The sequence below is a fragment of the Micromonospora sp. C81 genome (genome assembly GCF_018070425.1).
Lineage (GTDB): Bacteria > Actinomycetota > Actinomycetes > Mycobacteriales > Micromonosporaceae > Micromonospora > Micromonospora zamorensis.
In genome coordinates this window covers 71,730-96,183 of the sequence record NZ_JAGPXS010000011.1, presented here as the reverse complement: position 1 = coordinate 96,183, position 24,454 = coordinate 71,730, and the positions used below count along the sequence as shown (strand labels likewise).

The 24,454-nt window shown below is 71.3% G+C and carries 19 protein-coding genes and 1 pseudogene; 17 read left to right on the top strand and 3 right to left on the bottom strand.

Features of this window, described 5'->3' with window-relative positions:
• Positions 1-38 precede the first annotated feature (38 nt).
• Both KBX46_RS19230 and KBX46_RS19225 read left to right on the top strand, forming a co-directional pair.
• Positions 39-1,304, top strand: coding sequence for a deoxyguanosinetriphosphate triphosphohydrolase (locus KBX46_RS19230; RefSeq protein ID WP_210793522.1), 1,266 nt, complete (start codon positions 39-41; stop codon positions 1,302-1,304).
• Between the two features lie 15 nt (positions 1,305-1,319).
• A complete protein-coding gene (locus tag KBX46_RS19225) occupies positions 1,320-2,177 on the top strand; it encodes a siderophore-interacting protein (protein WP_210793521.1) in 858 nt (285 codons plus the stop codon).
• A gap of 7 nt (positions 2,178-2,184) precedes the next feature.
• Here KBX46_RS19225 and KBX46_RS19220 read toward each other — a convergent pair whose 3' ends face one another.
• Positions 2,185-3,390 (bottom strand): low temperature requirement protein A, encoded by a 1,206-nt coding sequence (locus KBX46_RS19220; protein WP_210793520.1) that lies wholly within the window; start codon positions 3,388-3,390, stop codon positions 2,185-2,187.
• A 113-nt stretch (positions 3,391-3,503) separates the two neighbouring features.
• Here KBX46_RS19220 and dnaG point away from each other — a divergent pair.
• A pseudogene (gene dnaG / locus KBX46_RS19215) lies at positions 3,504-5,406 on the top strand (DNA primase).
• A complete protein-coding gene (locus tag KBX46_RS19210; RefSeq protein WP_141910737.1) occupies positions 5,407-5,943 on the top strand; it encodes a hypothetical protein in 537 nt (178 codons plus the stop codon).
• A gap of 9 nt (positions 5,944-5,952) precedes the next feature.
• Here the strand turns inward: KBX46_RS19210 and KBX46_RS19205 are convergent, their stop codons facing one another.
• Both KBX46_RS19205 and KBX46_RS19200 read right to left on the bottom strand, forming a co-directional pair.
• Complete coding sequence (locus KBX46_RS19205; protein WP_210793518.1) at positions 5,953-6,972, bottom strand: TAXI family TRAP transporter solute-binding subunit; 1,020 nt, start codon at positions 6,970-6,972, stop codon at positions 5,953-5,955.
• Positions 6,969-9,347, bottom strand: a complete 2,379-nt coding sequence (locus tag KBX46_RS19200) for a TRAP transporter fused permease subunit (RefSeq protein ID WP_210793517.1) — start codon at positions 9,345-9,347, stop codon at positions 6,969-6,971. The genes KBX46_RS19205 and KBX46_RS19200 overlap by 4 nt, the downstream gene beginning before the upstream one ends.
• A gap of 132 nt (positions 9,348-9,479) precedes the next feature.
• Here KBX46_RS19200 and KBX46_RS19195 point away from each other — a divergent pair, with 132 nt between their 5' ends.
• The 13 genes from KBX46_RS19195 (at position 9,480) to KBX46_RS19135 (ending at position 24,440) form a co-directional block, all read left to right on the top strand.
• Positions 9,480-10,412 (top strand): ABC transporter ATP-binding protein, encoded by a 933-nt coding sequence (locus KBX46_RS19195; protein ID WP_088949649.1) that lies wholly within the window; start codon positions 9,480-9,482, stop codon positions 10,410-10,412.
• 204 nt (positions 10,413-10,616) lie between these two features.
• Positions 10,617-11,159, top strand: a complete 543-nt coding sequence (locus tag KBX46_RS19190; RefSeq protein ID WP_088949648.1) for a hypothetical protein — start codon at positions 10,617-10,619, stop codon at positions 11,157-11,159.
• A 241-nt stretch (positions 11,160-11,400) separates the two neighbouring features.
• Positions 11,401-12,198 (top strand): ABC transporter permease, encoded by a 798-nt coding sequence (locus tag KBX46_RS19185; RefSeq protein WP_179783523.1) that lies wholly within the window; start codon positions 11,401-11,403, stop codon positions 12,196-12,198.
• A gap of 10 nt (positions 12,199-12,208) precedes the next feature.
• The gene (locus KBX46_RS19180; RefSeq protein ID WP_088949647.1) at positions 12,209-13,018 is read left to right on the top strand and encodes an ABC transporter permease; all 810 of its coding nucleotides are present in this window, start codon (positions 12,209-12,211) and stop codon (positions 13,016-13,018) included.
• A gap of 64 nt (positions 13,019-13,082) precedes the next feature.
• Positions 13,083-14,108: a YihY/virulence factor BrkB family protein gene (locus KBX46_RS19175; protein WP_210793516.1), complete on the top strand. Its 1,026-nt coding sequence runs from the start codon at positions 13,083-13,085 to the stop codon at positions 14,106-14,108.
• Positions 14,109-14,351: 243 nt separating this feature from the next.
• Positions 14,352-15,548 carry an ROK family protein gene (locus KBX46_RS19170; protein WP_231927121.1) on the top strand — a complete coding sequence of 399 codons (1,197 nt, stop codon included), beginning with the start codon at positions 14,352-14,354 and terminating at the stop codon, positions 15,546-15,548.
• 193 nt (positions 15,549-15,741) lie between these two features.
• Entirely contained in the window at positions 15,742-17,250 is a 1,509-nt protein-coding gene (locus KBX46_RS19165) for a sugar ABC transporter ATP-binding protein (protein ID WP_210793583.1), read from the top strand.
• On the top strand, positions 17,247-18,374 hold the full coding sequence (locus tag KBX46_RS19160; protein ID WP_099856484.1) for an ABC transporter permease: 1,128 nt from the start codon (positions 17,247-17,249) through the stop codon (positions 18,372-18,374). Before KBX46_RS19165 ends, KBX46_RS19160 begins: the two co-directional genes overlap by 4 nt.
• 98 nt (positions 18,375-18,472) lie before the next feature.
• A complete protein-coding gene (locus KBX46_RS19155; protein ID WP_210793515.1) occupies positions 18,473-19,525 on the top strand; it encodes a substrate-binding domain-containing protein in 1,053 nt (350 codons plus the stop codon).
• A gap of 54 nt (positions 19,526-19,579) precedes the next feature.
• The gene (locus KBX46_RS19150; protein WP_370453101.1) at positions 19,580-20,755 is read left to right on the top strand and encodes a Gfo/Idh/MocA family protein; all 1,176 of its coding nucleotides are present in this window, start codon (positions 19,580-19,582) and stop codon (positions 20,753-20,755) included.
• A 625-nt stretch (positions 20,756-21,380) separates the two neighbouring features.
• Positions 21,381-22,547 (top strand): inositol-3-phosphate synthase, encoded by a 1,167-nt coding sequence (locus tag KBX46_RS19145; protein WP_210793514.1) that lies wholly within the window; start codon positions 21,381-21,383, stop codon positions 22,545-22,547.
• Positions 22,531-23,490 carry an SCO3242 family prenyltransferase gene (locus tag KBX46_RS19140; RefSeq protein WP_210793513.1) on the top strand — a complete coding sequence of 320 codons (960 nt, stop codon included), beginning with the start codon at positions 22,531-22,533 and terminating at the stop codon, positions 23,488-23,490. The genes KBX46_RS19145 and KBX46_RS19140 overlap by 17 nt, the downstream gene beginning before the upstream one ends.
• Positions 23,487-24,440, top strand: a complete 954-nt coding sequence (locus KBX46_RS19135; RefSeq protein ID WP_210793512.1) for a sugar phosphate isomerase/epimerase — start codon at positions 23,487-23,489, stop codon at positions 24,438-24,440. The genes KBX46_RS19140 and KBX46_RS19135 overlap by 4 nt, the downstream gene beginning before the upstream one ends.
• The last annotated feature ends 14 nt before the right edge of the window (positions 24,441-24,454 follow it).

Sequence of the window (24,454 nt, the reverse complement as noted above, 5' to 3'; positions counted from 1 at the left end):
GTTTTGCGAGCCCCGCAGTCGCGAACAACGGCGGCTGCGTGAGAAGTGAGCCTGTTGCGGCGGACGCCCGGCTGGTCGAGGAGCCGCCCAAGGACACCGGGCACCGCCGCTCACCGTACGAGCGTGATCGCGCCCGGGTGCTGCACTCGGCGGCGTTCCGGCGGCTGGCCACGAAGACTCAGGTGCACACCGCCGGGACCGATGACTTCCTGCGTACGCGGCTGACGCACTCGCTGGAGGTGGCCCAGATCGCCCGGGAGATGGGCGCCCGGCTGGGTTGTGACCCGGACGTGGTGGATGTGGCGGGGCTCGCCCACGACCTGGGGCACCCGCCGTTCGGGCACAACGGCGAGGCGGCTCTGGATCTGCTGGCCACACCGTGCGGCGGCTTCGAGGGCAACGCGCAGACCCTGCGGGTGTTGACCCGGCTGGAGGCGAAGGTGCTCGCCCCGGACGGGTCGTCCGCTGGGTTGAACCTGACCCGGGCGTCGCTCGACGCGATCGGCAAGTACCCCTGGCCGCGCCGCCCCGGCGAGCGCAAGTTCGGGGTGTACGCCGACGACGTGACCGTCTTCGACTGGATCCGGGAGGGTGCGCCCGGCGACCGGCGCTGCCTGGAAGCGCAGGTGATGGACTGGGCCGACGACGTCGCGTACTCGGTGCACGACGTGGAGGACGGCATCCACGGCGGGTACGTGTCGCTGCGTCCGCTGCTCGCCGACGCCAACGAGCGGGCCGCGCTCTGCGCCGACGTGGCCGGCGCCTACTCCGGGGAGTCGGCGGCCGACCTGGCCGAGGTGCTGGTCGAGTTGCTGGCCGACCCGCTGCTCGCCCCTCTGGCCGGCTACGACGGCAGTCATCGCGCGCAGGTCGCGCTGAAGGCCACCACCAGCGGGGTGACCGGGCGATTCGTGTCCGCTGCGGTGGCTGCCACGGAGGAGCGCTTCGGCCCCGGACCACATCGCCGCTACGCCGCCGACCTGGTGGTGCCTCGGCTGGTCCGGGCGCAGTGCGCCCTGCTCAAGGGCATCGCGCTGCGGTACGTGATGCGTCGGACCGGCTTCCGGGGCCGCTACGAGCGTCAGCGGACGATGTTGGCCGAGCTGGTCGCCGCGCTGGTGCGGCGGGCTCCGGAAGGGCTCGACCCGATCTTCGCTCCGCTGTGGCGGGCCGCCCCGGACGACACCGCCCGACTGCGGGTGGTGATCGACCAGGTCGCCTCGCTCACCGACCCGGCGGCGGTGACCTGGCACACCCGTCTCGTCGGCGGGGACACACCGCCGACCCACGACGGGGCAGCTTAGGCTAGCCTAACTGATATGACGGAACGCCCCAGGAACGTCACCTCGGCCCGGGTGCTGCGCACCGAGCGGCCCACCCCGCATCTGATCCGGCTCGTCCTCGGTGGGGACGAGCTGACCGGTCTGCCGGTGGGCGAGTTCACCGACCACTACATCAAGGTGGTGTTCCCGCAGCCCGGTGTCGACTATCCGCAGCCGCTGGACCTCGCCGCGATCCGTCGGGACCTGCCCCGGGAGCAGTGGCCCCGGCTGCGCGCGTACACGGTGCGACGCTGGGACCCGTTGGCCGAGGAGTTGACCGTGGACGTGGTGCACCACGGCGACGAGGGGTTGGCCGGCCCGTGGGCCGCCGCGTTGCGCCCGGGTGACCCGGTGCACTTCGTCGGCCCCGGCGGCGCGTACGCCCCGAGCCCGGACGCGGACTGGCACCTGCTGGTCGGCGACGAGAGCGCCCTGCCGGCGATCGCCGCCGCCCTGGAACGGCTGCCGCTGGGCGCACCGGCCCACGTCTTCGTGGAGATCGCCGACCCGTCGGATGAGCAGAAGTTGCTCAGCCCCGGCGCGGTCGCGGTGACCTGGCTGCGCCGCGGCGACCGCCCGGTGGGCGAGGCGCTGGTCGCGGCGGTGCGGACGTTGGAGTTCCCCGCCGGCACCGTGCACGCCTTCGTGCACGGCGAGGCTGCCTTCGTCCGGGACCTGCGCCGGCTGCTGCGCGGCGAGCGCGGGGTGCCTCTCGATCGGCTCTCCATCTCCGGCTACTGGCGGCGCGGCATGGACGACGAGGGCTGGCGTTCCACCAAGGCCGACTGGAACCGGCAGGTGACCGCCGAGGAGGAAACCCCCGCTGTGGTGACCGAGCAGGCCGCGGCCGCCTGAGGGCGGATCATCCCTCGGGTGTCTGGGTCGACTCGCCGGCCCGGGCGAGTCGGCGGCTGAGCAGCACGGCGTACCCGACGATCGCCGCGGCGAGCAGGGACAGCATCAGCCTCGGCTCGTGCACCGTCGCGGTGATCACACTGACCGAGACCACCCCGTAGGCGGCGATCGCCAACCGGGCGAGGCTCGGCCGGGTCCACAACCAGTACAGGGCCAGGCCGCACACCGTCCACACCACCATCGAGGCGGCCAGCAGCAGCCGCAGCTCCAGCGGCAGCCGGGGTGCGTCGTCGTCGACCAGCCGGACCACCTGCCCGAGCGCCCAGCCGAGCAGCAGCAGCGCACCGCCGAGCGGAATGTGCAGGTAGCTGTATGCCTGCCCGCCCCGCAGACGACTCTGGAGGAGTCGGGTGGTGACGAAGGTCGTGTAGACCCACCAGACGGCCGCCGGGATCAGGAAGGCCAACCCGGCGGTGAGGATCATGTGGGGCGGGGGATGGTCCGGCACGGCGAAGAGCAGGCTGGCCAGGGCGCTACCCAGCACGATGATCGTGAACTGCCCGATCCGTTCCGGCAGGTGCCGGTTGTCCACCGGCCAGCGGTTGAGCCAGCGCGCCCCGACCCAGGGCGTGGCCAGTTCGATGACCATCGCGACCACCCACAGCGTCGGGCGCCGGTCGGGGGGCGCGGTCAGCGACACCAGCCAGATCAGCCAGCCCGACCCGAATCCGATCAGGTAGACCGTCGTCACCATGCCTGCCATCGGGCTGGTCGGCCGGGCCCGCAGGTACAGAAGGAGCAGCACCCCGCGCACGATCAGGTACCCGACCGGCAGGAGCACGCTCTCCGGCACCTCGTCGACGCCGAGCGTCATCGCGCCCGCGCCGACCAACGCGAACAGCACCAGCACCCGGTGCAGCGCGTCATCCGGGTCGAACCGGGTGTCGTAGAAGACCTGCCCCACCCACGCCCACTGGATCACCACGAACAGCCCGATCACGGCCAGCACGGCACTCGGCGACGGGGTCGGGTCGCTGCCCAGCCGGGCGACGACCGCCGCCAGCGCGTACACGAAGATGAGGTCGAGGAAGAGCTCCAACCAGGTGGCATGGCGGTGTCCGGCCTCGTCCGCAGGCGGGGCCTGTCCGCGTAGCCCGATCCGACCGGCCAACCATCTGGGCAGGCGGGGGACGTCGGTCCGTACCCTGCGCATCTGGTCATGGTCCCCGGGCGGGCCCGGCCTGCGGGCCGGAACCGCCCAGCCGGCAGCGGTGGCCGCCACACCGGCGTCCCCCGGCCGGCGTGTCGTCGGCCCGGCAGGGCAGGATGTACGCCGAGGGGGTGGCGCATGGCTGGGCGGATCCGGGACGAGGACATCGCACTGGTCCGGGAACGCACCTCGATCGGGGATGTGATCTCCGAGACGGTCACCCTGAAGTCCGCCGGCGGCGGCAACCTCAAGGGTCTGTGCCCGTTCCACGACGAGAAGAGCCCGTCGTTCAACGTCTCCCCGGCCCGCAACGTCTGGTACTGCTTCGGCTGCGGGGCCGGCGGCGACGCCATCAAGTTCCTGATGGACGCCGATCACCTCAGCTTCGTGGAGTCCGTCGAGCGGCTCGCCGGCCGCGCCGGCATCCAGTTGCGCTACATCGAGGACGACAGGAGCGCCCCGCGTCCTCGCCCGCAGCAGGGCCAGCGCCAGCGCCTGGTCGCCGCGCACGCCGCCGCGGTCGAGTTCTACCGGGCGCAGCTCAGCACCGCGGGTGCCCGGCCGGCGCGGGAGTTCCTGGCCCAGCGAGGGTTCGACCGGGCCGCCGCCGAGCGTTACGGCTGTGGCTTCGCGCCGGACGGTTGGGACCTGCTCACCAAGCACCTGCGCCAGCAGGGCTTCACCCACCAGGAGCTGGTCACTGCCGGGCTGTCCCGGGAGGCCCGCTCCGGCAGCCTGATCGACCGGTTCCGCCGCCGGCTGCTCTGGCCGATCCGCGACCTCGCCGGCGACGTGATCGGCTTCGGCGCGCGCAAGCTCTTCGACGACGACGACGGCCCGAAATACCTGAACACCCCCGAGACGCCGATCTACAAGAAGTCGCACGTGCTCTACGGCATCGACCAGGCCAAACGGGAGATCGCCAAGCAGGGTCGGGCGGTGATCGTCGAGGGTTACACCGACGTGATGGCCTGCCACCTGGCCGGGGTGACCACTGCCGTGGCGACCTGCGGCACGGCCTTCGCCGCGGACCACATCTCGGTTCTGCGCCGTCTCCTGTTCGACAGCGACGAGGTGGCCGGCGAGATCATCTTCACCTTCGACGGTGACGCCGCCGGCCAGAAGGCCGCGCTGCGCGCCTTCGAGGACGACCAGCGCTTCGTCGGGCGCACGTTCATCGCCGTCAGCCCGGACAACATGGACCCGTGCGACCTGCGACTGGCCAAGGGCGACCTGGCGGTGCGTGACCTGGTCGCGCGCCGCGAGCCGCTTGTCGACTTCGCGTTGCGACACGTGATCGGCCGCTTCGACCTGGACACCGTCGACGGCCGGGTCGAGGCCATGCGCCACGCCGCGCCGTTGGTCGCGCGCCTCAAGGACCGGGAAAAGCGCCCGGAGTACGTCCGCAAGCTCGCCATGGACCTCGGCATGGAGATCGAGCCGGTGCAGCGGGCGGTGCTCGCCGCCGCCAACACCCCGCCGCCCGGCACCCGCGACGCCGCACCCGCCATCCGCCCCGCATCGGCCCGCCCCGAGCCGACCCCGGACAGCCCGCTGTCGATGGTCGAACGGGAGGCGCTGAAACTCGCCCTCCAGCAGCCGGTCCTGGCCGGGCCCATGTTCGACGCGGTCGAGGCCACCGAATACCGCCACCCGGTGCACGTCGGGGTGCGCGCGGCCATCGCGGCGGCCGGTGGCGCCGCGTCAGCCACCGGCGGCGCGGTCTGGATCGAGTCGGTCCGCGACGCCTGCGACGACCTGGCGGCGGCGGCGCTCGTCGGTGAGCTGGCGGTGGAGCCGCTGCGGATCGACGGGGAAGCCGACCCACGCTACGTGTCGATCACCATGGCGCGGGTGCAGTTCGGGTCGGTGACCTCCCGGATCCGGGACATCAAGTCCCGCATCCAGCGGATCAACCCGGTCAACAACAAGGACGAGTACTTCGCCGCCTTCGGTGAGCTGCTGTCCCTGGAGCAGCACGCCCGGGCGCTGCGCGAGCAGGCTGCGGGAGGCCTCTAGATGGGACTGTTCAGCCGCAAGCCGAAGCTGCCGCCGGCCGACCGGCCGCCGCTGACCGCCGACGAGCGGGTGCTGGCATGGGCGGCCGTTGGCAACGGCGAGGGCGACGGAGTGGTGGTCGCCACCAACCTCGGGCTGTGGCTGCCCGGTCGAGGCCAACGGCTCGGCTGGCACACCATCCTCAAGGCGGTCTGGTCCGGCCGGGAGCTGACCGTCACCCCCGCCGAGACCGTCGTCGAACGCGACGGCTACACGGTGGTCGCCGACGGCCCGGCCGAGACGTACTTCCTCCTCGACCCGCGTGAGCTGCCGCACCAGGTGCGGGCGCGGGTGACCCGCTCGGTCGCGTACACCGAGCACCAGCCGGTGCCCGGCGGCGCGGCGCGGGTCGCGGCCCGCCGAGTGGCCGGGGCCGACGGTCTGACCTGGACGGTCCGACTCGACCCCGGCACCCCCGCGGACGACGAGGCACTGCTCGCCGAGACCGACCGTCTGGTCGGCGCGGCCCGTGCCGCCACCGCGCCGGCCGATCTCTGACCGGTTGGGTCAGTTGGCGCCGAGATCCTTCAGCGCCTTCTCCGCGCCGCGGTGCAGCGGCACCGGCAGGGTCCTGCGGGCCTTCTCCAGCGAGATCCCCTTGGCCGCCGGGTTGGCCTGGGCCAGGGCGTCGCGCTTGTCGAACACCGTCCGGGTGATCGCGCAGGCGACATTGGCGTCCAGGTCCTTGCGGACCAACAGCACGTTGGGCACGACGATGGTCGGGGTGTCGGTCGCCGTCCCGTACGCGTCCCGCCCGATCGTGCCCTCCTGGTAGCCGGGGCTCGACGCGGTCATCTTCGGCAGCAACGGCGCGATGTCGACGAACTTCACCGAGTCGCCGGCAGTGGTGAACAGGTCGGTCAGGCCACCGGTGGGCAGACCGCCGGACCAGAAGAACCCGTCCACGCTGCCGTCCTTGACCCCCTCGACCGTCTTGGTCAGGTCAAGCCGCTGCGCCCGGATGTCCTTGGCCGGGTCGAGACCGGCGGCCTCCAGCAGCCGGTTGGCGATCACCTCCGTACCGGACTTCGGTGAACCGGTGGAGATCCGCTTGCCGCGCATGTCGGCCACCGAGGTGATCCCGGAGTCCTTGCGGACCACCACCTGCGTGTAGTTGTCGTAGATGCGGGCCAGCGCCTCCACCGGCTGCGGCGCGGTGAAGCTGCCCTTGCCCTCGACCGCGTTGACCGCCGTGTCGAACAGGGAGAACGCCACGTCGTACTGGCCGCCGACGAGCTGTTCGACGTTCTGCACCGAGGCGCCGGTCTCGGCCGCGGTGCCGGTGAGCTTGCCGCCGGTCGCCCCGGACAACTGCCCGGCCAGGGCGTTGCCGACCACGTAGTAGACGCCCGTCGCGTTGCCGGTGGCGATGCCGACACGGGTCTCCTTGGTCACCTCGCAGGTGACGTCGCTGGCCGCGTCGTCCTTGTCGGCGCCGCCCTGCTGACCTCCACAAGCCGTGGCGCCGACCGTGACGAGGGCGAGAGCGCTCAGGCCCGCCGCGAGGCGTACGTCGATTCGTCTCACAGTTGTTCCTCCACAGGATTTGCTGGTGATCCGGACGATGGCCGACCGGCGGATCCACGTCGGACGAACACACCTGCCGCCGCGACGGCGGCCAGTGCCGCGCCGACCATGACCGGGACGGGTTCGAGCCAGAGCAGGGTGACACCGGCGAGGGCACCGAGCACGCGTTCCGGGGCGCCCGCGGGCCCCACCCCGGGCAGCCAGCCACCGGCGGCGACGGCGAGCACCGCCACGCTGAGCGCGGTCACCACGGCGGCGAAGGCGATCCGCTGGACGCCACCGATGCCGAGCAGGCCGAGCCCGGCCGGGGTGATGACGAACGCGATCGGGGTCAGATAGGCCGGCAGCGCGTACCGCAGGGTCTGCCACATGGTCGGCACCAGCCGGCCGCCGGTCACCGCGGCGGCGGCCACCGCGGCGAGCGCGGTCGGCGGGGACACCTCGGACAGGACCGCGAAGTAGAAGACGAACATCGCCGCGGCGGGCGCGCTCACGCCCAGGTCGAGCAGAGCCGGACCGACGATCACCCAACCGATCACGAACGAGGCGGTGACCGGCACCGCCAGGCCCAGCAGGCTGAGGGCGACGGCCGCGAGCAGTGCGGTGAGCACCAGGACCAGGGTCGGGTCCGAGGTGGCCGCCTTCGCCCCACCGATCAGCAACGCCGCCGCCTGCGGTCCGAGGCCGGTCTTCGTGGTGGTCGCCGTGATGATGCCGGCGGCGGCACAGACCGCGGACACCGCGAGCACGCCGCGTACGCCGGTGACGAGTGCGGTCACCAGCCGGGCCGGGGTGAGCCGGTACGCGCGGTCCTTCGTGCGGTCCAGAAAGGAGAGCGCGACCGCCAGGAGGATGGCGAAGACGACAGCCCTCGTCGCGGACACGCCGACCGCGAGGAACACGATGATCGCGATCAGCGAGGCGAAGTGGTAGCCGAAGCGGGCCAGCAGACGCCAGGGCGAAGCGACGTCGATCACGACGGGGCGTACGCCGGAGCGGCGCGCGTCGATTTCCACCGAGAGCAGGATGCCGAGGTAGTAGAGCACCGTCGGCACCGTCGCCCAGCCCAGCACCTGGAGGTACGAGACGCCCAGGTATTCGGCGATGATGAACGCCGCCGCACCCAGGGTCGGTGGGGAGAGGATCGCGCCAACCCCGGCCGCGGCCAGCATGCCGCCGGCCCGCTCCGGGGGATAGCCGGCGCGGCGCAGCAGGGGCCAGGTGACCGCCCCGATGCTCACTGTCGTCGCCGCCCCGGAGCCGGAGACGGTGCCGAGCAGGAAGCCGGAGGCCACCGCCGTCCGGCCGGCGGCGGTACGCGAGCGGCGGAACGCCGCAGCCGACAGCTCGACGAAGAACCGCCCGGCCCCGGACAGCTCCAGCACAGCGCCGTAGATGGTGAACAGCACGATGTACGACGCGGCCACGTCCAGCGGAGTGCCGTAGAAGCCGCTGTCGGAGTTGTAGAACGCGTCCACCAGTTGGCTGAAGTCGAGCCCGGCATGGGCGACCGGCCACGACTGCGGGAGCAAGCCGCCGTAGTAGCCGTAGCCGAGGAACAGCAGGCAGACCGCGGGCAGGATCCAGCCGGTCGTGCGTCGGCACGCCTCCAGCAGCAGGAGCAGCAGGATGGTGCCCATCGCCAGGTCCGCCGGCACCAGCAGACCCTGCCGGTCGAGGAAGGCGTTGTAGCCGCCGCCACCCGAGCCGAGCGGGACCGGCAGGACTGGGTAGAGGCAGGCCGCCACCGCCAGCACGACCAGGACCCAGTCCGTCGCGGTGGGCGTTGTGGATGCCAGCCGTGTCAGGACAGGTGCGTCAGTGTCGTGGTTGCCGCCGCCCTTGGTGCTGCGTCGTCCGCGCCGGGCCGCCAGGCGGGCCCGCAGCCGCAGGTCGGCCGGGTAGGCGAGGAAGACCAGCGGGAGTACGCCGGCCAGGAAGATGATCAAGTAATACTTGCTGCCCTGCGACAGCGGGCGGAACACCTGCCAGAGGGAGAGGGCGCCAACGGCCAGCGCCGCCGCGGTGAGGAGCAGACCCGCCGGCCCGGACAACACGCGGCCCGGTTTCTCGTCCTCGAACTGGGCAGCCAGATCCCGGGTCGCCCGTTCGGCGACGGAGTCGCCGTCGCCGGTCGGGTTGTCCCTGCTTGGGTCGTGCCTGGTGGGGTCGTGCCTGGTGGGGTCGTCTCCGCTCGGGTCGTCGCCGGTCGCAGGGGTCTCGGCGGGCGCGGTGAGCTCGGTGGGCGCGGTGAGCTCGGCTGATGGTCGCGGTCGCGGGGCCGCGCTGCTGGGGCCCGTCGCGGGCTCACCGGCGGGAGAGTTGGCTGGTCGGACGGGTGACGAGGAACCATCGGGCGAGCTGATGGGCGGCACGAGGGGACGATACACGTCGATCAGCAAACCGGTGGGGCACCGATCGGGGTTTCGCTGCTGACGGGATGGCCGGTTGGGCACGGGCGGATATTTGCGTGGAGGGCTGTCGGACCGGGCGGTTAGGGTCGGGCGGTGACTTCGGGGCGACCATTGATTCAGGCTCGCGGGCTGGTGAAGCGGTTCGGTGGCTTCACCGCCGTGGACGGCATCGATGTCGAGGTGCGCTCGGGTGAGGCGTTCGGCTTCCTCGGGCCCAACGGCGCCGGCAAGTCCTCCACCATGCGGATGGTCGGCTGCACCTCTCCACCGAGCGGGGGCGAGCTGCGCATCCTCGGCCTGGACCCGGTGGTCGACGGGCCGGCGATCCGGGCGCGGCTCGGGGTGTGCCCGCAGCTCGACAATCTCGACCCGGAGCTGACGGTCCGGGAAAACCTCACCGTCTACGCCCGCTACTTCGGCATCTCACGGCGGGCGGCCCGCGAGCGGGCCGACGAGCTGCTCGACTTCGTCCAGCTCACCGAGCGCGCCGACAGCAAGGTCGACCCGCTCTCCGGCGGGATGAAGCGTCGGCTGACCATCGCCCGCGCGCTGGTGAACGACCCGGAGATCGTGCTGCTCGACGAACCGACCACCGGGCTCGACCCGCAGGCCCGACACCTGGTGTGGGAGCGGCTGTTCCGGCTCAAGCAGCAGGGCGTCACGCTGGTGCTCACCACGCACTACATGGACGAGGCCGAGCAGCTCTGCGACCGGCTGGTGGTGATGGACGGCGGCCGCATCGTCGCGGAGGGGTCGCCCCGGGCGCTGATCGAGCGGCACTCCACCCGCGAGGTGGTCGAGTTGCGCTTCGCCGCCGAGTCGCAGGAACCGTTCGCCAGCAAGCTCGACGGGCTGGGGGAGCGGGTCGAGGTGCTGCCCGACCGGGTCCTGCTCTACGTGCCCGACGGCGACGCGGCGGTCGCCGAGGTCACCGCGTTGGGGCTCAACCCGGCCAACGTGCTGGTGCGGCGCAGCGGCCTGGAGGACGTCTTCCTGCACCTGACCGGCCGCACCCTGGTCGACTGACCGACCTCGGCTGATCGTTGGCAGCTCAGCGACAACTTCTCCGGCGTGTCGCACCGCTCAGCTGCCAACGATCGCCGTTCGACTGCATTCGATCTTGGGCGTAACATCGCCCGACCGACGGGCCGGTGGATGCAGGTGACCTTGCGTAGCATCGCCAGCCCGGCGAGCGCATCCGCCCGTTCAGCAGCCAACCACGGGGGTTCCATGTCCAACATGCCGACCAACAGCCGGCATCAGGCCGGCCTGACCGCCCTCTACCTGGGCATCTTCGCCACGGTCTGGTTCAGCGTGCCGGCGGTGGAGCAGCCGTGGCGCGCCTTGTTGGTGGTCGGCAGCGTGGCGTCCATGATCACCGCCGTGCTGGGCGGTGTGATGTCTGGCCGTCCCCGGGGCGAGGGTGGCGGTGCGCAGGAGCGGGCGACCAACCGGCGGTACCTGCTCATCGTCGTCGCCGAGTTCGCCGCCGCCGGGCTGGGCGCCGTCCTGCTGGCTGCCGCCGACCGGTCCGAGTACATTCCGGTGCTGGTCTGCGCGGTGGTCGGGCTGCACTTCTTCCCGCTCGCTCCGCTGCTGCGAGACCCGCTGCTCAGGCCGCTCGGTGTCGCGCTGTGCGTGGTGGCGGCGGCGGGGCTCGTGGCCGCGTTCGGCTCGGCGGTCGCCGCGGGTCGGGTGGTCGGCACCGGTGCGGGGCTGCTGCTGCTCGGTTACGCCGTCCAGGCACTGGTCCGCGCGCGCCGGCCGGCCTGACCGGCACGCGAGGCAGGCGTGAATTGCGCGCGCACCCGCCCCGGGGGGGGTTGATCGACTCCGCTTTCTGGAAGTCGGGCTGTCCGGGCAACGTGGACACCGCGAGTTCCTGGAAGCCGAGTCGATCAAGCCGCTGAAACCCGGGCGACACGCTTCCGGGGGCGTCGTAGGGTGACCGGCGGCCTGTCGTACCCCGGAGGTAGACAGGTCGTGGTGGTCGGCATGGTGGGTGGGGGTGGTCGTGGTGAGCGTGGCGACAGCGACGCGCGGGCGGTTCCCGTGGGTGCCGGCGTACGCGGTCTTCGAGCACTATCTGGTGGGTCTACGACGCACCTGGCGGGCCGGGGTGTTCTCGTCGTTCCTGCTGCCGGTGCTGACCGTGCTCGGCTTCGGGTTGGGCGTCGGCGCCTACATCGACCAGGGCGTCGGCGGGGTGCGCTACCTCGACTGGCTGGTGCCCGGGCTGATCGCCTCGACCGCGCTCCAGGTGACCGTCGGTGACTCGACCTGGCCTGTGTTCAGCAACTTCCAGTGGGTCAAGACCTACTTCGCGCAGAGCGCGTCGCCGCTGCGGGTGGGCGACATCGTGGCCGGGCACCTGGCCTTCGTGCTGTTCCGGGTGCTCACCACGATCGTGGCGTTTCTGCTGGTCACCGGGCTGTTCGGGGCGCTGCGGTCGCCGTGGGCGGTGGTCACCCTGCCGGTGGTCGCGTTGCTGGGGCTGGCCGTCGCCGCGCCGACCTTCGCGTACGCCGCGTCGGTGTCCAGCGACAGTTGGCTCGCGATGCTGTTCCGGTTCGCCGTCATCCCCATGACGCTCTTCGCCGGGGTGTTCTTCCCGGTCGAGTCCCTGCCCGACGCGCTGCGGTGGCTGGCGTACGTGACGCCGCTGTGGCACGCCGTCGACCTGTGTCGCGCGGCCACGCTCGGCATCGCCCCACAGTGGTCGGTCGCCGGGCATGTGCTCTACCTGGCAGCCTGGGCCGTCGCCGGTTGGCTGCTGGCGTTGCGCACGTTCCGTCGCAAGCTCGTCGTCTAGGGAGGCCGCCGTGGTCACGCTGATCCTGCCCCGGCTGGTCGACGTCTCCGCCGCGTCCCGGCGGTCGGCGTCGGTGGTCGAGCGCAACCTCTCGGCACTGAAGTCGGTCTACTGGCTGCTGCTGCTGTCCGGCTTCGTGGAGCCGCTGCTCTATCTGCTCTCCATCGGGGTGGGCGTGGGGGCGCTCGTCGGCGACCTGCCGCTGCCCGACGGCCGACTGGTCTCGTACGCGGAGTTCGTGGCCCCGGCGATGCTCGCGTCCTCGGCGATGACCGGGGCGCTCGCGGAGACCACCTTCAACTTCTTCGGCAAGATGAAATACATGAAGCTGTACGACGGGATGATCGCCACCCCGGTACGGCCGTTCGAGATCGCCGTTGGCGAGCTGGGTTGGGCGATGCTGCGGGGCAGCGCCTACTCGGCCGCGTTCCTCGGGGTGATGGTCGCTCTGGATCTGACCAGCGTCGGCCGCGCCTTGGCCGCCCTACCGGCCGCGGTGCTGGTCGGGTTCGCGTTCGGGGCGCTCGGCATGGCGATCTCCACCTTCATGCGCAGCTGGCAGGATTTCGACCTGGTGGGCTCCGCGCAGTTCACGCTGTTCCTGTTCTCCGGCACCTTCGTGCCGGCGCAGGCCTACCCGACTCTGCTGCACTGGCTGGTCGAGGTCACCCCGCTGTACCGGTCGGTGCACCTGATCCGTGGGGTCGCGCTGGGCGGCGGTGGCTGGGTCTGGGTGCTCGACGTGCTCTACCTGCTGGCGATGCTGGCGGTCGGCCTGTTCGTGGCCTCCCGTCGGATGGGCAGGTTGCTCTACAAGTAGGGGTTATCCGCGCGCGTTCACGGGGCATGTCCGGTGGTGACACCACCGACGAAGAGGAGGGGCGATGGCCTCGGACGAGTCTTCCGCCCAGCGGGAGCGGGAGCGTGATGCCGCGAACGCGCCGGTCGGGCCCGACGCGGGGCCGGACAGCCCCACCGATCTGCCCGGCAGCGGTTGGAAGGCGGCGCTGCGCCGGACGGTCCGCGAGTTCCAGGACGACAGCCTGACCGACTGGGCGGCGGCGTTGACCTACTACGGGGTGCTGTCCATCTTCCCCGGCCTGCTGGTGCTGATCTCCCTCCTCGGCCTGCTCGGCAAGAGCGCCACCCAGGGCGTCAAGGACACCGTCAACCAGGCAGTGCCGAACGACAGCATCCAGAAGATCATCGAGGAAGCGATCGACACCGCCCAGCAGAACGGCGGTCTGGCCAGCGTCGCGGCGATCATCGGTCTGTTGGCCGCGTTCTGGTCCGCGTCCGGTTACATCGGCGCGTTCATGCGCGCCTCGAACACCATCTACGACGTGCCGGAGGGGCGGCCGATCTGGAAGACGCTCCCGATCCGGCTTGGCGTGACCGCGGTGGTCGGGGTGTTGCTGCTGGTCAGCGCGGTGATCGTGGTCTTCACCGGTCGTCTCGCCGAATCGGTGGGTGACGTGATCGGGCTGGGCTCGACGGCCGTCGCGGTGTGGGACGTCGCCAAGTGGCCGGTCCTGCTGATCCTGGTCAGCCTGATGTTCGCGATCCTCTACTGGGCCTCGCCGAACGCGCGGCACGGCGGCTTCCGCTGGGTCAGCCCGGGCGGGGTGCTGGCCGTGGTGATCTGGCTGGTGATCTCCGGGCTGTTCGCCTTCTACGTGAGCAACTTCGGCTCGTACAACAAGACGTACGGGGCGCTCGCCGGCGTGATCATCTTCTTGGTCTGGCTCTGGCTGAGCAACATCGCGATCCTGCTGGGTGCCGAGTTCGACGCCGAGTTGGAGCGGGGCCGCGCCATCGAGGCGGGTCACGACGTCGACGACGAGCCGTACGTCGAGCTGCGCGACGACCGCAAGCTTCGCAAGAAGAGGGGATCCGCCGGCCGCAGCTGACCGCCTCGCACGAATCGCCCCGCCACCGCACGTCCGGCTGGCGGGGCGATTTCGTGTCCATCGATGGAACTGCTGGCAAGCGGATGCGGGCGGCCCGTGATCCTTTTCTTGATCGACTAGTAGCTTTTGTTCTTTCGGACAAAAGTTGGTCTCGGAACGGTTGAAGCTCTGGACAGGCGGCGCGGAACGCTCCTACTGTGTCGGACACAACACATCGACATGACGTCGATGTGAACGAGGCTGATGAAGAGGTGGCCCCCGTTGCGGACCGTCGATCCCCTGCACGTACGACTGTTGCGGTTGCTCCGCGACGAGGGGGCCGTGTCCCGGGCCGAGCTGGGCGACCGGCTCCAGATGCCGCGCCCGCGCATGCTGGCCGAGCTGGAACGTCTGGTCGCGCTGGGCTACGTCGCCGAGGCGGGGCTGGCCGCTTCCCGAGGTGGGCGTCGCTCGACCCTGGTGGAGCTCAACCCGAAGCTCCGCTTCGCCGCCGTCGACCTCGGCGCCAGCTCGATAGACATCGAGGTGGTCAACGGCCGCCTCGAACCGGTGGCCCACTACGGCGAGGCCGCCGACATCCGCAACGGCCCGAAGGTGACCCTGCAACGGGTCAACGAGTTGCTGCACAAGGCCCGGGTCGACGGCGCGTACGAGCGGTTGGACGCGGTCGGCATCGGCGTACCCGGCCCGGTCAGCTTCCGCGACGGCGTTCCGGTCTCGCCGCCGATCATGCCGGGCTGGGACCGGTTCCCGGTGCGCGAGCTGCTCAGCCGAGAGCACGGCTGCCCGGCGGTGGTCGACAACGACGTCAACATCATGGCGATCGGTGAGCGGCACGGCGGGGTCGCCCACTCGGTGGACGACTTCCTCTTCGTGAAGATCGGCACCGGCATCGGGTGCGGCATCTACCTCACCGGCGAGGTCTACCGGGGCACCGACGGTTGCGCCGGCGACATCGGCCACATCCAGGTCGACTCGCACGGTCCGATGTGTTCCTGCGGCAACATCGGTTGCCTGGAGGCGCTGTTCAGCGGTGCCGCGCTCGCCAAGGAGGCCACCGCGGCCGCCCGCAGTGGCGTCTCGCCGGCGCTCGCCGAGCGGATGACGCTGCGCGGTGTGGTGACGGCCCTCGACGTCGCCGAGGGCGCCGTCGAGGGAGACGTGGCCTGCATCCAGCTGATCCGTGACGGCGGACGGCGGGTCGGCGGTGTGCTCGCCGGCCTGGTCAGCTTCACCAACCCGTCGATGATCGTGATCGGCGGCGGGTTGGCCCAGCTCGGGCACATCCTGCTCGCCGAGATCCGCAGCGTGGTCTACCGCCGGTCGCTGCCGTTGGCCACCGGCAACCTGCCCGTTGTGCTGTCCGAGCTCGGTGGCCGTGCCGGTGTCACCGGGGCGGCGGTGCTCGCGAGTGACGTCGCCTTCGCGGAGGCGTCATGAGCGCGAGCAGTGAGCCGGGCTCGCGAGCCCCGCAGTCGCGACCAGCGGCCGGTGCCGTGAAGTTGACCGAGATCCTGTCGTGAGCGAGGAGGAGACTGTGGCTCTGCCCGAGGATGACGCCGCCACCGCGTCGGCTGAGGCCGTCGCCGAGGCACCGCTGGTCGAGGCTCCCGCTGACACCGTCGCGGGCGAGGTGGTCCTGCGCCTCACCGATGTGGTCAAGACCTTCCCCGGCGTACGCGCGCTCGATGGTGTGCAGCTGGAGGTGCGTGCCGGCGAGGTGCACTGTCTGCTCGGTCAGAACGGCGCCGGCAAGTCCACCCTGATCAAGGTGCTCTCCGGGGTGCACCAACCGGATTCCGGGCAGGTGGAGTGGCGCGGCGAGCCGGCCACGTTCGCCAACCCGCAGGCCGCGATGAAGGCCGGCATCGCCACCATCTACCAGGAGCTCGACCTCGTCGAGGACCTGTCGGTGGCGGAGAACGCCTTCCTCGGCCACGAATACCGCAGCTTCGGGTTCGTCCGGCGCGGCCGGATGGCCCGGCACACCCGGCAGATCCTCAGTCGGCTCGGCCACGGCGAGATTCCGCCCGGGCGGATGGTCCGGTCGCTGCCGGCGGCGGGCAAGCAGATCGTCAGCATGGCCCGGGCGCTGTCACACGAGGCCCGACTGATCATCATGGACGAGCCGAGCGCCGTGCTGGCCCATGACGAGGTCGGCAACCTGTTCCGGATCATCCGGGAGCTGACCGCGCAGGGCATCGCCGTCATCTACATCTCCCACCGCCTGGAGGAGATCCGCGAGATCGGCGACCGGGTCACCGTACTCAAGGACGGCCGGACCACCGCGGCGAACCTGCCGGCGCGCGACACCCCGACCCGCGACCTGGTCAGCCGGATGACCGGCCGGACCATCGAGTACGTCTTCCCGGACCGGCCCAGCGACGACGCCGCGGGTGCCGACCTGCTCCAGGTGCAGGGGTTGACCCGGCCCGGCGAGTTCGCCGACGTCTCGCTGAACGTGCGTGCCGGGGAGATCGTCGGCATTGCCGGGCTGGTCGGCTCCGGCCGTTCCGAACTGCTGGAGACCATCTACGGCGCCCGTCTCGCGGAGGCCGGCTCGGTCCGGATGAACGGCAAGGTGCTGCGTCCCGGCGTGGGCGCGGCGGTGCGGGCCGGCATGGGGATGGCCCCGGAAGAACGCAAGAGCCAGGCGCTGCTGCTCGGTGAGCCGATCTACCGCAACGTCACGCTGGCCACCTTCGGCCGGTACGCGCGGCTCGGCTTCACCAACGCCGCCAAGGAACGCGCCGAGGCGGACCGGATCGCCGAGACCCTGGAGCTGCGGCCCCGGGACGTCGACCGGCCGGTACGCACGCTGTCCGGCGGCAACCAGCAGAAGGTCGTGGTCGGGCGGTGGTTGCTCGGCGGCACGAAGTTGTTGCTGCTCGACGAGCCCACCCGGGGCGTGGACGTGGGCGCCCGGGCTGAGCTCTACCAGGTCATCCGGGCGTTGGCCGCTCAGGGCGTCGGCGTGCTGCTGGTCTCCAGCGAGGTGCCCGAGGTGCTGGGTCTGTCCGACCGGGTGCTGGTGATGCGGGAAGGGCGGGTCGTCCGCGAGGCCGCGGCCGGCGAACTCGACGAGAACACTGTGCTTGACCTCGTGATGGCGGGGTCCTTGATGGAAGGCGCACCGGCATGAGCGACGCGACTCCCACTCCCACCGCGACACCGGAGCGCCCGCAGCTTCCGGCGCAGTCGCCGCCGGTGGACCCGGCGGAGACGGCGGTGGCCGGCGATAAAGCAGCATCCGCGGGTCGGCTCTCCTGGTGGCGGGGCGACGGCGGCGACGGCGCCAAGCGCAACCTCGGTCTGATCGGTGTGTTGGCCGCACTGATCGTGGTTGGCGCGGTGACCAAGCCGGATCTCTACGGTGACCCGAACTGGGTCTGGAACAACGTCCTGGCCATCCTTCAGCTCGCCTCGGTCGTCGGCGTGGTGACGGTCGGTATGACGTTCGTGATCATCGGCGGTGGCATCGACCTGTCGGTCGGGGCGATCGTCGCGCTGGCCGGCGTCTGGTGCACCACGGTGGCCACCCAGAGCTACGGCGCCGGTGGGATGATCTTCACGGCCCTCGCGGTCGGCATCTGTGTCGGTCTGGTCAACGGGGTGCTCATCTCGTACGGGCGGTTGGTGCCGTTCATCGCGACGCTCGCGATGCTGGTGGCGGCGCGGGGCCTCGCGGCGTCGATCTCCAACAAGCAGACCCAGGTGTCGAGCAGCACCTTCATCAACGACATCGCGGCGCGCAAGGTGATCGGTATTCCGATCCTCGTCTACATCCTCGGCGCGGTGGTGCTGGCCGGGTGGGTCGTGCTCAACCGGACGACCTTCGGCCGGCGGACCATCGCCGTCGGCGGTAACCCGGAGGCGGCACGGCTGGCCGGCATCAACGTCCGCCGCCACACCATGCTGCTCTACGCGCTCTCCGGTCTGTGCTGCGGCATCGCCGCCATCATGCTCACCTCGCAGGCCACCTCGGCGCAGGCGGCGATGGCCAACCTGTACGAGTTGGACGCGATCGCCGCGGCCATCATCGGTGGAACGCTGCTCAGCGGTGGTCGGGGCACGATCGTCGGCTCCCTGCTCGGCGTCATCATCTTCGCCACGATCACCAACCTCTTCGCCATCAACGGCCTCTCCATCGAGGCGCAGAACATGGTCAAGGGCGGCATCATCGTCGCCGCCGTCCTGGTCCAGCAGTTCCAGTTCAAGTCCGTCACTCGGCTCCTCGCGCGGAACAGGGTCACCACCGCTACCTGACGCACCGCACCGTTGTCCCGGGCGACGTCGAGAAATTCGACAGTGGCCGGGCCTCGCACACCCTCACCAACTCAAATCCCGCTCCCAGGAGGTCATTCATGACCCAGCACAGTCGCGACCTGTCGCGCCGCCGGTTGCTCTTCGGTGGAGCCGCAGTAGGCGCCGCCACCCTTCTCACCGCCTGCACCAGCAACGAGACGCCGGCAGCCAGCACCCAGACCAAGGCCGCCGGAGACAGCGCCGGCAACAACGCGCCGGGCAAGAAGGTCGTCATCGGCTTCTCCGCGCCGGCCGCCGACCACGGCTGGATGGGTGCGATCCACGCCAACGACAAGGCTCAGGCCGCGGCCTACTCGGACGTGGAGTTCAAGGAGGTCGACGGTGGGTCGAACTCCGAGGCCCAGCGCTCCACGCTCGGCACCCTGATCGCCCAGAAGCCGGACATCATCGTCGTGCTGCCGCACGACGGCAAGGAGGTCAACGCCGTTGCCCTCCAGGCGATGCAGGCGGGCATCCCGATCGTGAACCTCGACCGGGCGTTCCCCGACGCGCTGGCCTCGCGGCTGGTCATCAAGGGCGACAACTACGGCATGGGCGTCTCGGCCGGGCACTTCATCGGCAAGCAGCTCAAGGCCAAGGGCATCGCCAACCCGGTGATCGGTGAGATCGCCGGCCTGGAGATCCCGCTGACCGTCGAGCGCAGCGCCGGCTTCGCGGCGGCCCTGGCGACCTACGGGTTCAAGGTGAACAACCGTCGCTCCGCCGAGTTCACCTCGGACAGCGGCCAGCGTGAGGCGGCCCAGCTGCTCCAGGCGCTGCCGAAGATCGACGCGGTCTGGAACCACGACGACGACCAGGGCATCGGTGTGCTGGCCGCCATCAAGCAGGCCAACCGGTCTGAGTTCTTCATGGTCGGCGGCGCCGGCTCGAAGCTCGCGATCGACGCGATCAAGGCCGACAACACCGTGCTCAAGGCAACGGTCACGTACAACCCGTCGATGGCCTCGTCGGCAGTCTCCCTCGCGCGGCTCGTCGCGCAGGGCCGGGGCCTGGGCGACCTGACGGAACTGCAGGTTCCCAAGGAAGTAACCCTGGCCTCCGAGACGATCACCAAGGAGAACGCGAGCAGCTACGACAAGCTCGGGTTCTGACATACCGGGGGGAGACCCACCTTGTCCACGACAGACAAAGAACTGCGGGTCGGCATGGTCGGCTACGCGTTCATGGGCGCCGCGCACTCACAGGCGTGGCGCACCGTGAACCGCGTCTTCGACCTGCCGGCGCGGGCCCGGATGGCGCTGATCTGCGGTCGAGATACAACGAAGGTGGCGGATGCCGCCGACCGGCTCGGCTGGGACGCGTACACCACGGACTGGCGTGACCTGATCAACCGGGACGACATCGACGTGATTGATGTCTGCACACCGGGCGACAGTCACGCCGAGATCGCGCTCGCCGCGTTGGCCGCCGGTAAGCACGTCCTGTGCGAGAAGCCGTTGGCCAACACGGTGGCGGAGGCACGGGCGATGACCGCTGCGGCGGAACTCGCCCGGGCCTCCGGGGTGCGGTCGATGTGCGGGTTCAACTACCGCCGGGTCCCCGCGGTCACGATGATGCGCCAGTTGGTCGCCGACGGACGACTCGGGGTGATTCGACACGTCCGTGCGACGTACCTGCAGGACTGGATCGTGGACCCGCAGTTCCCGCTGGTCTGGCGGTTGCAGAAAGACAGGGCGGGCTCCGGCGCGCTCGGTGACATTGGTGCGCACATCATCGATCTGACCCAGTTCGTCACCGGCCAGAAGATCAGCGGGGTCAGCGCGGTCACCGAGACGTTCGTCAAGGAACGGCCGTTGCCGGCCGAGTCGAGTGGTCTCGCGGCCACTGTGGACGGCCACACGGCGCCCACCGGGCCGGTCACCGTCGACGACGCCGCGGTCTTCGTGGCACGGCTCGACGGTGGCGCCCTGGCCACGTACGAGGCGAGCCGGTTCGCCACCGGTCGCAAGAACGCGTTGCGTGTCGAGATCAACGGCTCGCTGGGCAGCGTGATCTTCGACCTGGAGCGGCTCAACGAGCTGGAGTTCTACGACGCCACCAGGCCGAGCGTGGAGCAGGGTTTCAGCCGCATCCTGGTGACCGAGGGCGAGCACCCGTACATGTCGGCGTGGTGGCCTCCGGGCCACATCATCGGCTACGAGCACTCGTTCACGCACGAGATGCGCGACTTCATCGAGGCGGTCGCCACCGGCGTCGACCCGACTCCGTCCTTCGCCGACGCGTTGCAGGTCCAGCTGGTGCTGGACGCGGTGACCCGCTCGGCGGAACTCGGTTCCTCCTGGACCGAGGTGGAGCCGGCGCTGATCGCGGCGGCCGTCTGACCATCGACCATCCGCGATGGGTGGTGATCGCACCACCATCGCCCTACCAGCTTCCCGAAGCCGACCGGCGAGGGACCGGCCGCGGATTGCGCCCTGCGGCCGGGACGAGGTCGGCGTCGGAGAGCGTGCGGCCGGGCACTGCGGCCCGGTGGCGCACGAGCAGGACGGTCGTCCGGTGCGACCGGACCGGGATTCCCCGGCCGCACCGGAGGACCGCCACCAATCCGGAGATCCGGAGGACCTGATGGCATCGCCCGCCGCTGCCCCCACCCGTACCGCATCCACCCGCCGACGTCCGGCGGGTCGTGCTGCGGTCGGTGACCTGGTGGGCACGGCGGCCTGAGACGCCCGGTCGGGACGCATCAGCGCCCCGGCCGGTCGGGTGCGGGGGAGACAGGGTCGAGACGCCGACCCGACCCTGTCTACCAAGCCCCGTCTGCCCGCGCCCGGACCGGAAACCGGTCCGGCGTCGTCGCCGCCGACGCCGACGTCGGAACCCGGTGCCAAACCGGTGTGGGACGGGCGGACGGGGCCCCGCAAAACCGGGGCGTATCTTTCCGAAACATATTCTGATATTCCTATATTTAGCGGTACCGCGGTTCCTCGTGAACGGGGAAGGAGCACCATGCGAACAGGTGTCTGGCTGGTAGGAGCGCGTGGTTCCGTCGCGACCACCAGCATCGTCGGGGGGCTCGCGCTGCGGGCTGGCCTGGCCGGACCCACCGGCTGCGTCACCGAGCTGCCCGAGCTGCGTGGCCCCGCCCTGCCGACCTTCGCCGACCTCGTCTTCGGCGGGCACGACCTGGCCACCACCCCGCTGTCCAAGCGCGCCGAGGCCCTCGCCGACGCCGGTGTCATCCCCTGGCGGCTGGTCGCCGCGCTCCCCGACGAGCTGAACGCGGTCGAGCAGGAGCTGCGCCCGGCACCGGTCGGTGCCACCCAGGCTGACCGGGCCGACGCCGTGGTCCGCGACCTCACCAGCTTCCGTGACCGGCACCACCTGGACCGGGTGGTGGTGGTCAACGTCTCCGCCACCGAACCGGCACCGGAGCCGCACCCCGGGCACGCCGACCCGGCCGCGTTGCGCGCCGCCCTCGCCGGGCCGGACGAGGTGCTGCCGGTCAGCTCCCTCTACGCGTACGCGGCGGTGCTGGCCGGCTGCCCGTACGTCGACTTCACCCCGTCCACCGGGCTGCGGCTTCCCGCGCTGGCCGCGCTGGCCGAGGAGGCCCGACTGCCGTACGCCGGGCATGACGGCAAGACCGGGGAGACCCTCGTCAAGTCGGTGCTCGCGCCGATGTTCGCGATGCGCAACCTGGCCGTGCGCTCCTGGTCCGGGGTCAACCTGCTGGGCGGTGGCGACGGCGCCACCCTCGCCGACCCGGCCGCCAACGCGGCGAAGGTGCAGAGCAAGCAGCGGGTGCTCGGCGAGACGCTGGGCTACGTCCCGCAGGGCGGCACCCGCATCGAGTACGTCGAGGATCTGGGCGACTTCAAGACCGCCTGGGATCTGATCACCTTCGCCGGCTTCCTCGGCACCGGCATGCGGATGGAGTTCACCTGGCACGGCTGCGACTCCGCGCTGGCCGCGCCGCTGGTGCTCGACCTGGCCCGGCTCACCGCCGCCGCGCACGCCGCCGGGCAGGTGGGGCCGCTGGCTGAGCTGGGCTTCTTCTTCAAGGACCCGCTCGGCTCGCCCACCCACTCGCTGGGCGAGCAGTGGGCCCGGCTGAGCGACTTCACCCGGCAGCTGCACGCCGGCGGGGACGGTGTCCATGACAACGTTGGCTGATCTCGCCGAGTTGGTTCGGGCACCGGCCGCGCTCTCGGTGCCCGGTGACGTGATCGCCGGTGCGGCGGCGGCCGGCGCGCTGAGCCCGCGTACGCCCGCCCTGGCCGGTGCGTCGGTGCTGCTCTACTGGGCAGGCATGGCCGCCAACGACTGGGCCGACCGGGGCCTGGACGCGGTGGAACGCCCCGAGCGCCCGATCCCCAGCGGTCGGGTCACCCCGGCCGCTGCGGTGGGCCTCGCGGCGGGTCTCACGGCCGCCGGCGTGGGCCTGGCCGCCGCCGTGGGCGGTCGCCGCGCCGTCGCGCTCGCCGTGCCGCTGGCCGCCACCATCTGGGGGTACGACCTGCTGGCCAAGAACACCGCCGCCGGTCCGGCCGTGATGGCCGCCTGCCGGGGGCTGGATGTGCTGCTCGGCGCGTCCGGTGGGCGGGTGACCCGGGCGTTGCCGGCGGCGGCGACGGTCGCCGCGCACACCTGGACGGTCACCGCACTGTCCCGCCGGGAGGTCACCGGCGCCGACGCCAAACTGCCGATGCGCACCCTCGCGGGCACCGCGTTGGTCGCCGCCAGTGCCGCCGTCGCCGTGCCGGGCGACCGACGCGCAGCCCTCCGAACGGCGAACCAGACCGCGGTCACCGACCAGACCGAGACCGTCGACGAGGCCGGTGTGCGCGCGGGTCGCAGCCGGTCGGCCACGATCGCGGCGGTGCTGCCCGCCGTGCTGGCCGGCTGGTACGCCGCCCGCTACGGCGCGGCCCAGGCCGAGGTGGTCCGGGACCCGTCGGCCGGGCGGGTCCGCGCGGCCGTCGGCGCCGGGATCACCGGTCTGCCCGCCCTCCAGGGGGCGCTCACCGCGCGCGGTGGAGCAGGTCTGCTCGGGGTGGCCGTCGCGGCGGCCGCGCCGCTGGGTCGACGGTTGGCCCGGAAGGTCTCCCCGACATGAGCATCCCCGAGCCCCGGCCCGGTGCGCCGGCCGCCGACACCACGACGCTGCGCCTCGGGTACGGCACCAACGGCTTCGCCAACCACCGGCTCGACGACGCGCTCGCCGTCATCGCCGACCTCGGCTACGACGGGGTGGCGCTCACCCTGGACCACGACCACCTGGACCCGTTCGCGCCCGGCCTCACCCGCAGGGTCGCCGCCGTCGGCAAACGGTTGGAGGCGCTCGGACTGGCCGTGGTGATCGAGACCGGGGCCCGCTACCTGCTCGACCCGTGGCACAAACACGCTCCGACGTTGCTGCACGACGACCCGACCCGGCGGATCGAGTTTCTGCGCCGCGCCGTGCGGATCGGCGCCGACCTGGGCGCCGAGGCTGTCTCGTTCTGGGCCGGTGTCCGACCCGAGGCGGTGTCGCCGCAGTGCGCCTGGGACCGGCTGGTGGCCGGCTGCGCCACAGTGGTCGACGCGGCCGACACCGCCGGCGTCACCCTCGGCTTCGAACCGGAGCCCGGCATGCTGGTGCAGGACATCGCCGACTGGCGTCGGCTGCACGCCGCTCTCGACAACCCGGCCCGCTTCGGCATCACCCTCGACATCGGACACTGCCGGTGCCTGGAGCCCTGGCCGGTGCCGCAGTGCGTCGCCGAGGTGGCCGACCACCTGGTCAACGTGCAGATCGACGACATGCGCCGGGGCGTGCACGAGCACCTGGAGTTCGGTGTCGGCGAGATCGACTTCCCGCCGGTGCTGGCCGCGCTGCGCGACGCCGGCTACCGCGGCCTGGTCGCCGTCGAGCTGCCCCGGGACTCGCACGCCGCGCCCGCCGTGGCCGCCCGGTCGATCGAGTTTCTGCGCGCCGCCGCCGCCACCGATTACCACCCTGCCCGCACCCTTTGCTCTGCACCCACCGAGGCGACACCCACCAAAGAGGCCCCGGTGCATATGTAGGTGCAGAGCAAAGG

Coding starts and splice junctions, on each gene's coding strand:
- KBX46_RS19155 (WP_210793515.1), top strand. CDS start 18,473: ATGACCCAGCACAGTCGCGACCTGTCGCGCCGCCGGTTGCTCTTCGGT.
- KBX46_RS19225 (WP_210793521.1), top strand. CDS start 1,320: ATGACGGAACGCCCCAGGAACGTCACCTCGGCCCGGGTGCTGCGCACC.
- KBX46_RS19210 (WP_141910737.1), top strand. CDS start 5,407: ATGGGACTGTTCAGCCGCAAGCCGAAGCTGCCGCCGGCCGACCGGCCG.
- KBX46_RS19190 (WP_088949648.1), top strand. CDS start 10,617: ATGTCCAACATGCCGACCAACAGCCGGCATCAGGCCGGCCTGACCGCC.
- KBX46_RS19160 (WP_099856484.1), top strand. CDS start 17,247: ATGAGCGACGCGACTCCCACTCCCACCGCGACACCGGAGCGCCCGCAG.
- KBX46_RS19175 (WP_210793516.1), top strand. CDS start 13,083: ATGGCCTCGGACGAGTCTTCCGCCCAGCGGGAGCGGGAGCGTGATGCC.
- KBX46_RS19140 (WP_210793513.1), top strand. CDS start 22,531: ATGACAACGTTGGCTGATCTCGCCGAGTTGGTTCGGGCACCGGCCGCG.
- KBX46_RS19150 (WP_370453101.1), top strand. CDS start 19,580: ATGGTCGGCTACGCGTTCATGGGCGCCGCGCACTCACAGGCGTGGCGC.
- KBX46_RS19135 (WP_210793512.1), top strand. CDS start 23,487: ATGAGCATCCCCGAGCCCCGGCCCGGTGCGCCGGCCGCCGACACCACG.
- KBX46_RS19145 (WP_210793514.1), top strand. CDS start 21,381: ATGCGAACAGGTGTCTGGCTGGTAGGAGCGCGTGGTTCCGTCGCGACC.
- KBX46_RS19220 (WP_210793520.1), bottom strand. CDS start 3,390: ATGCGCAGGGTACGGACCGACGTCCCCCGCCTGCCCAGATGGTTGGCC.
- KBX46_RS19170 (WP_231927121.1), top strand. CDS start 14,352: ATGAAGAGGTGGCCCCCGTTGCGGACCGTCGATCCCCTGCACGTACGA.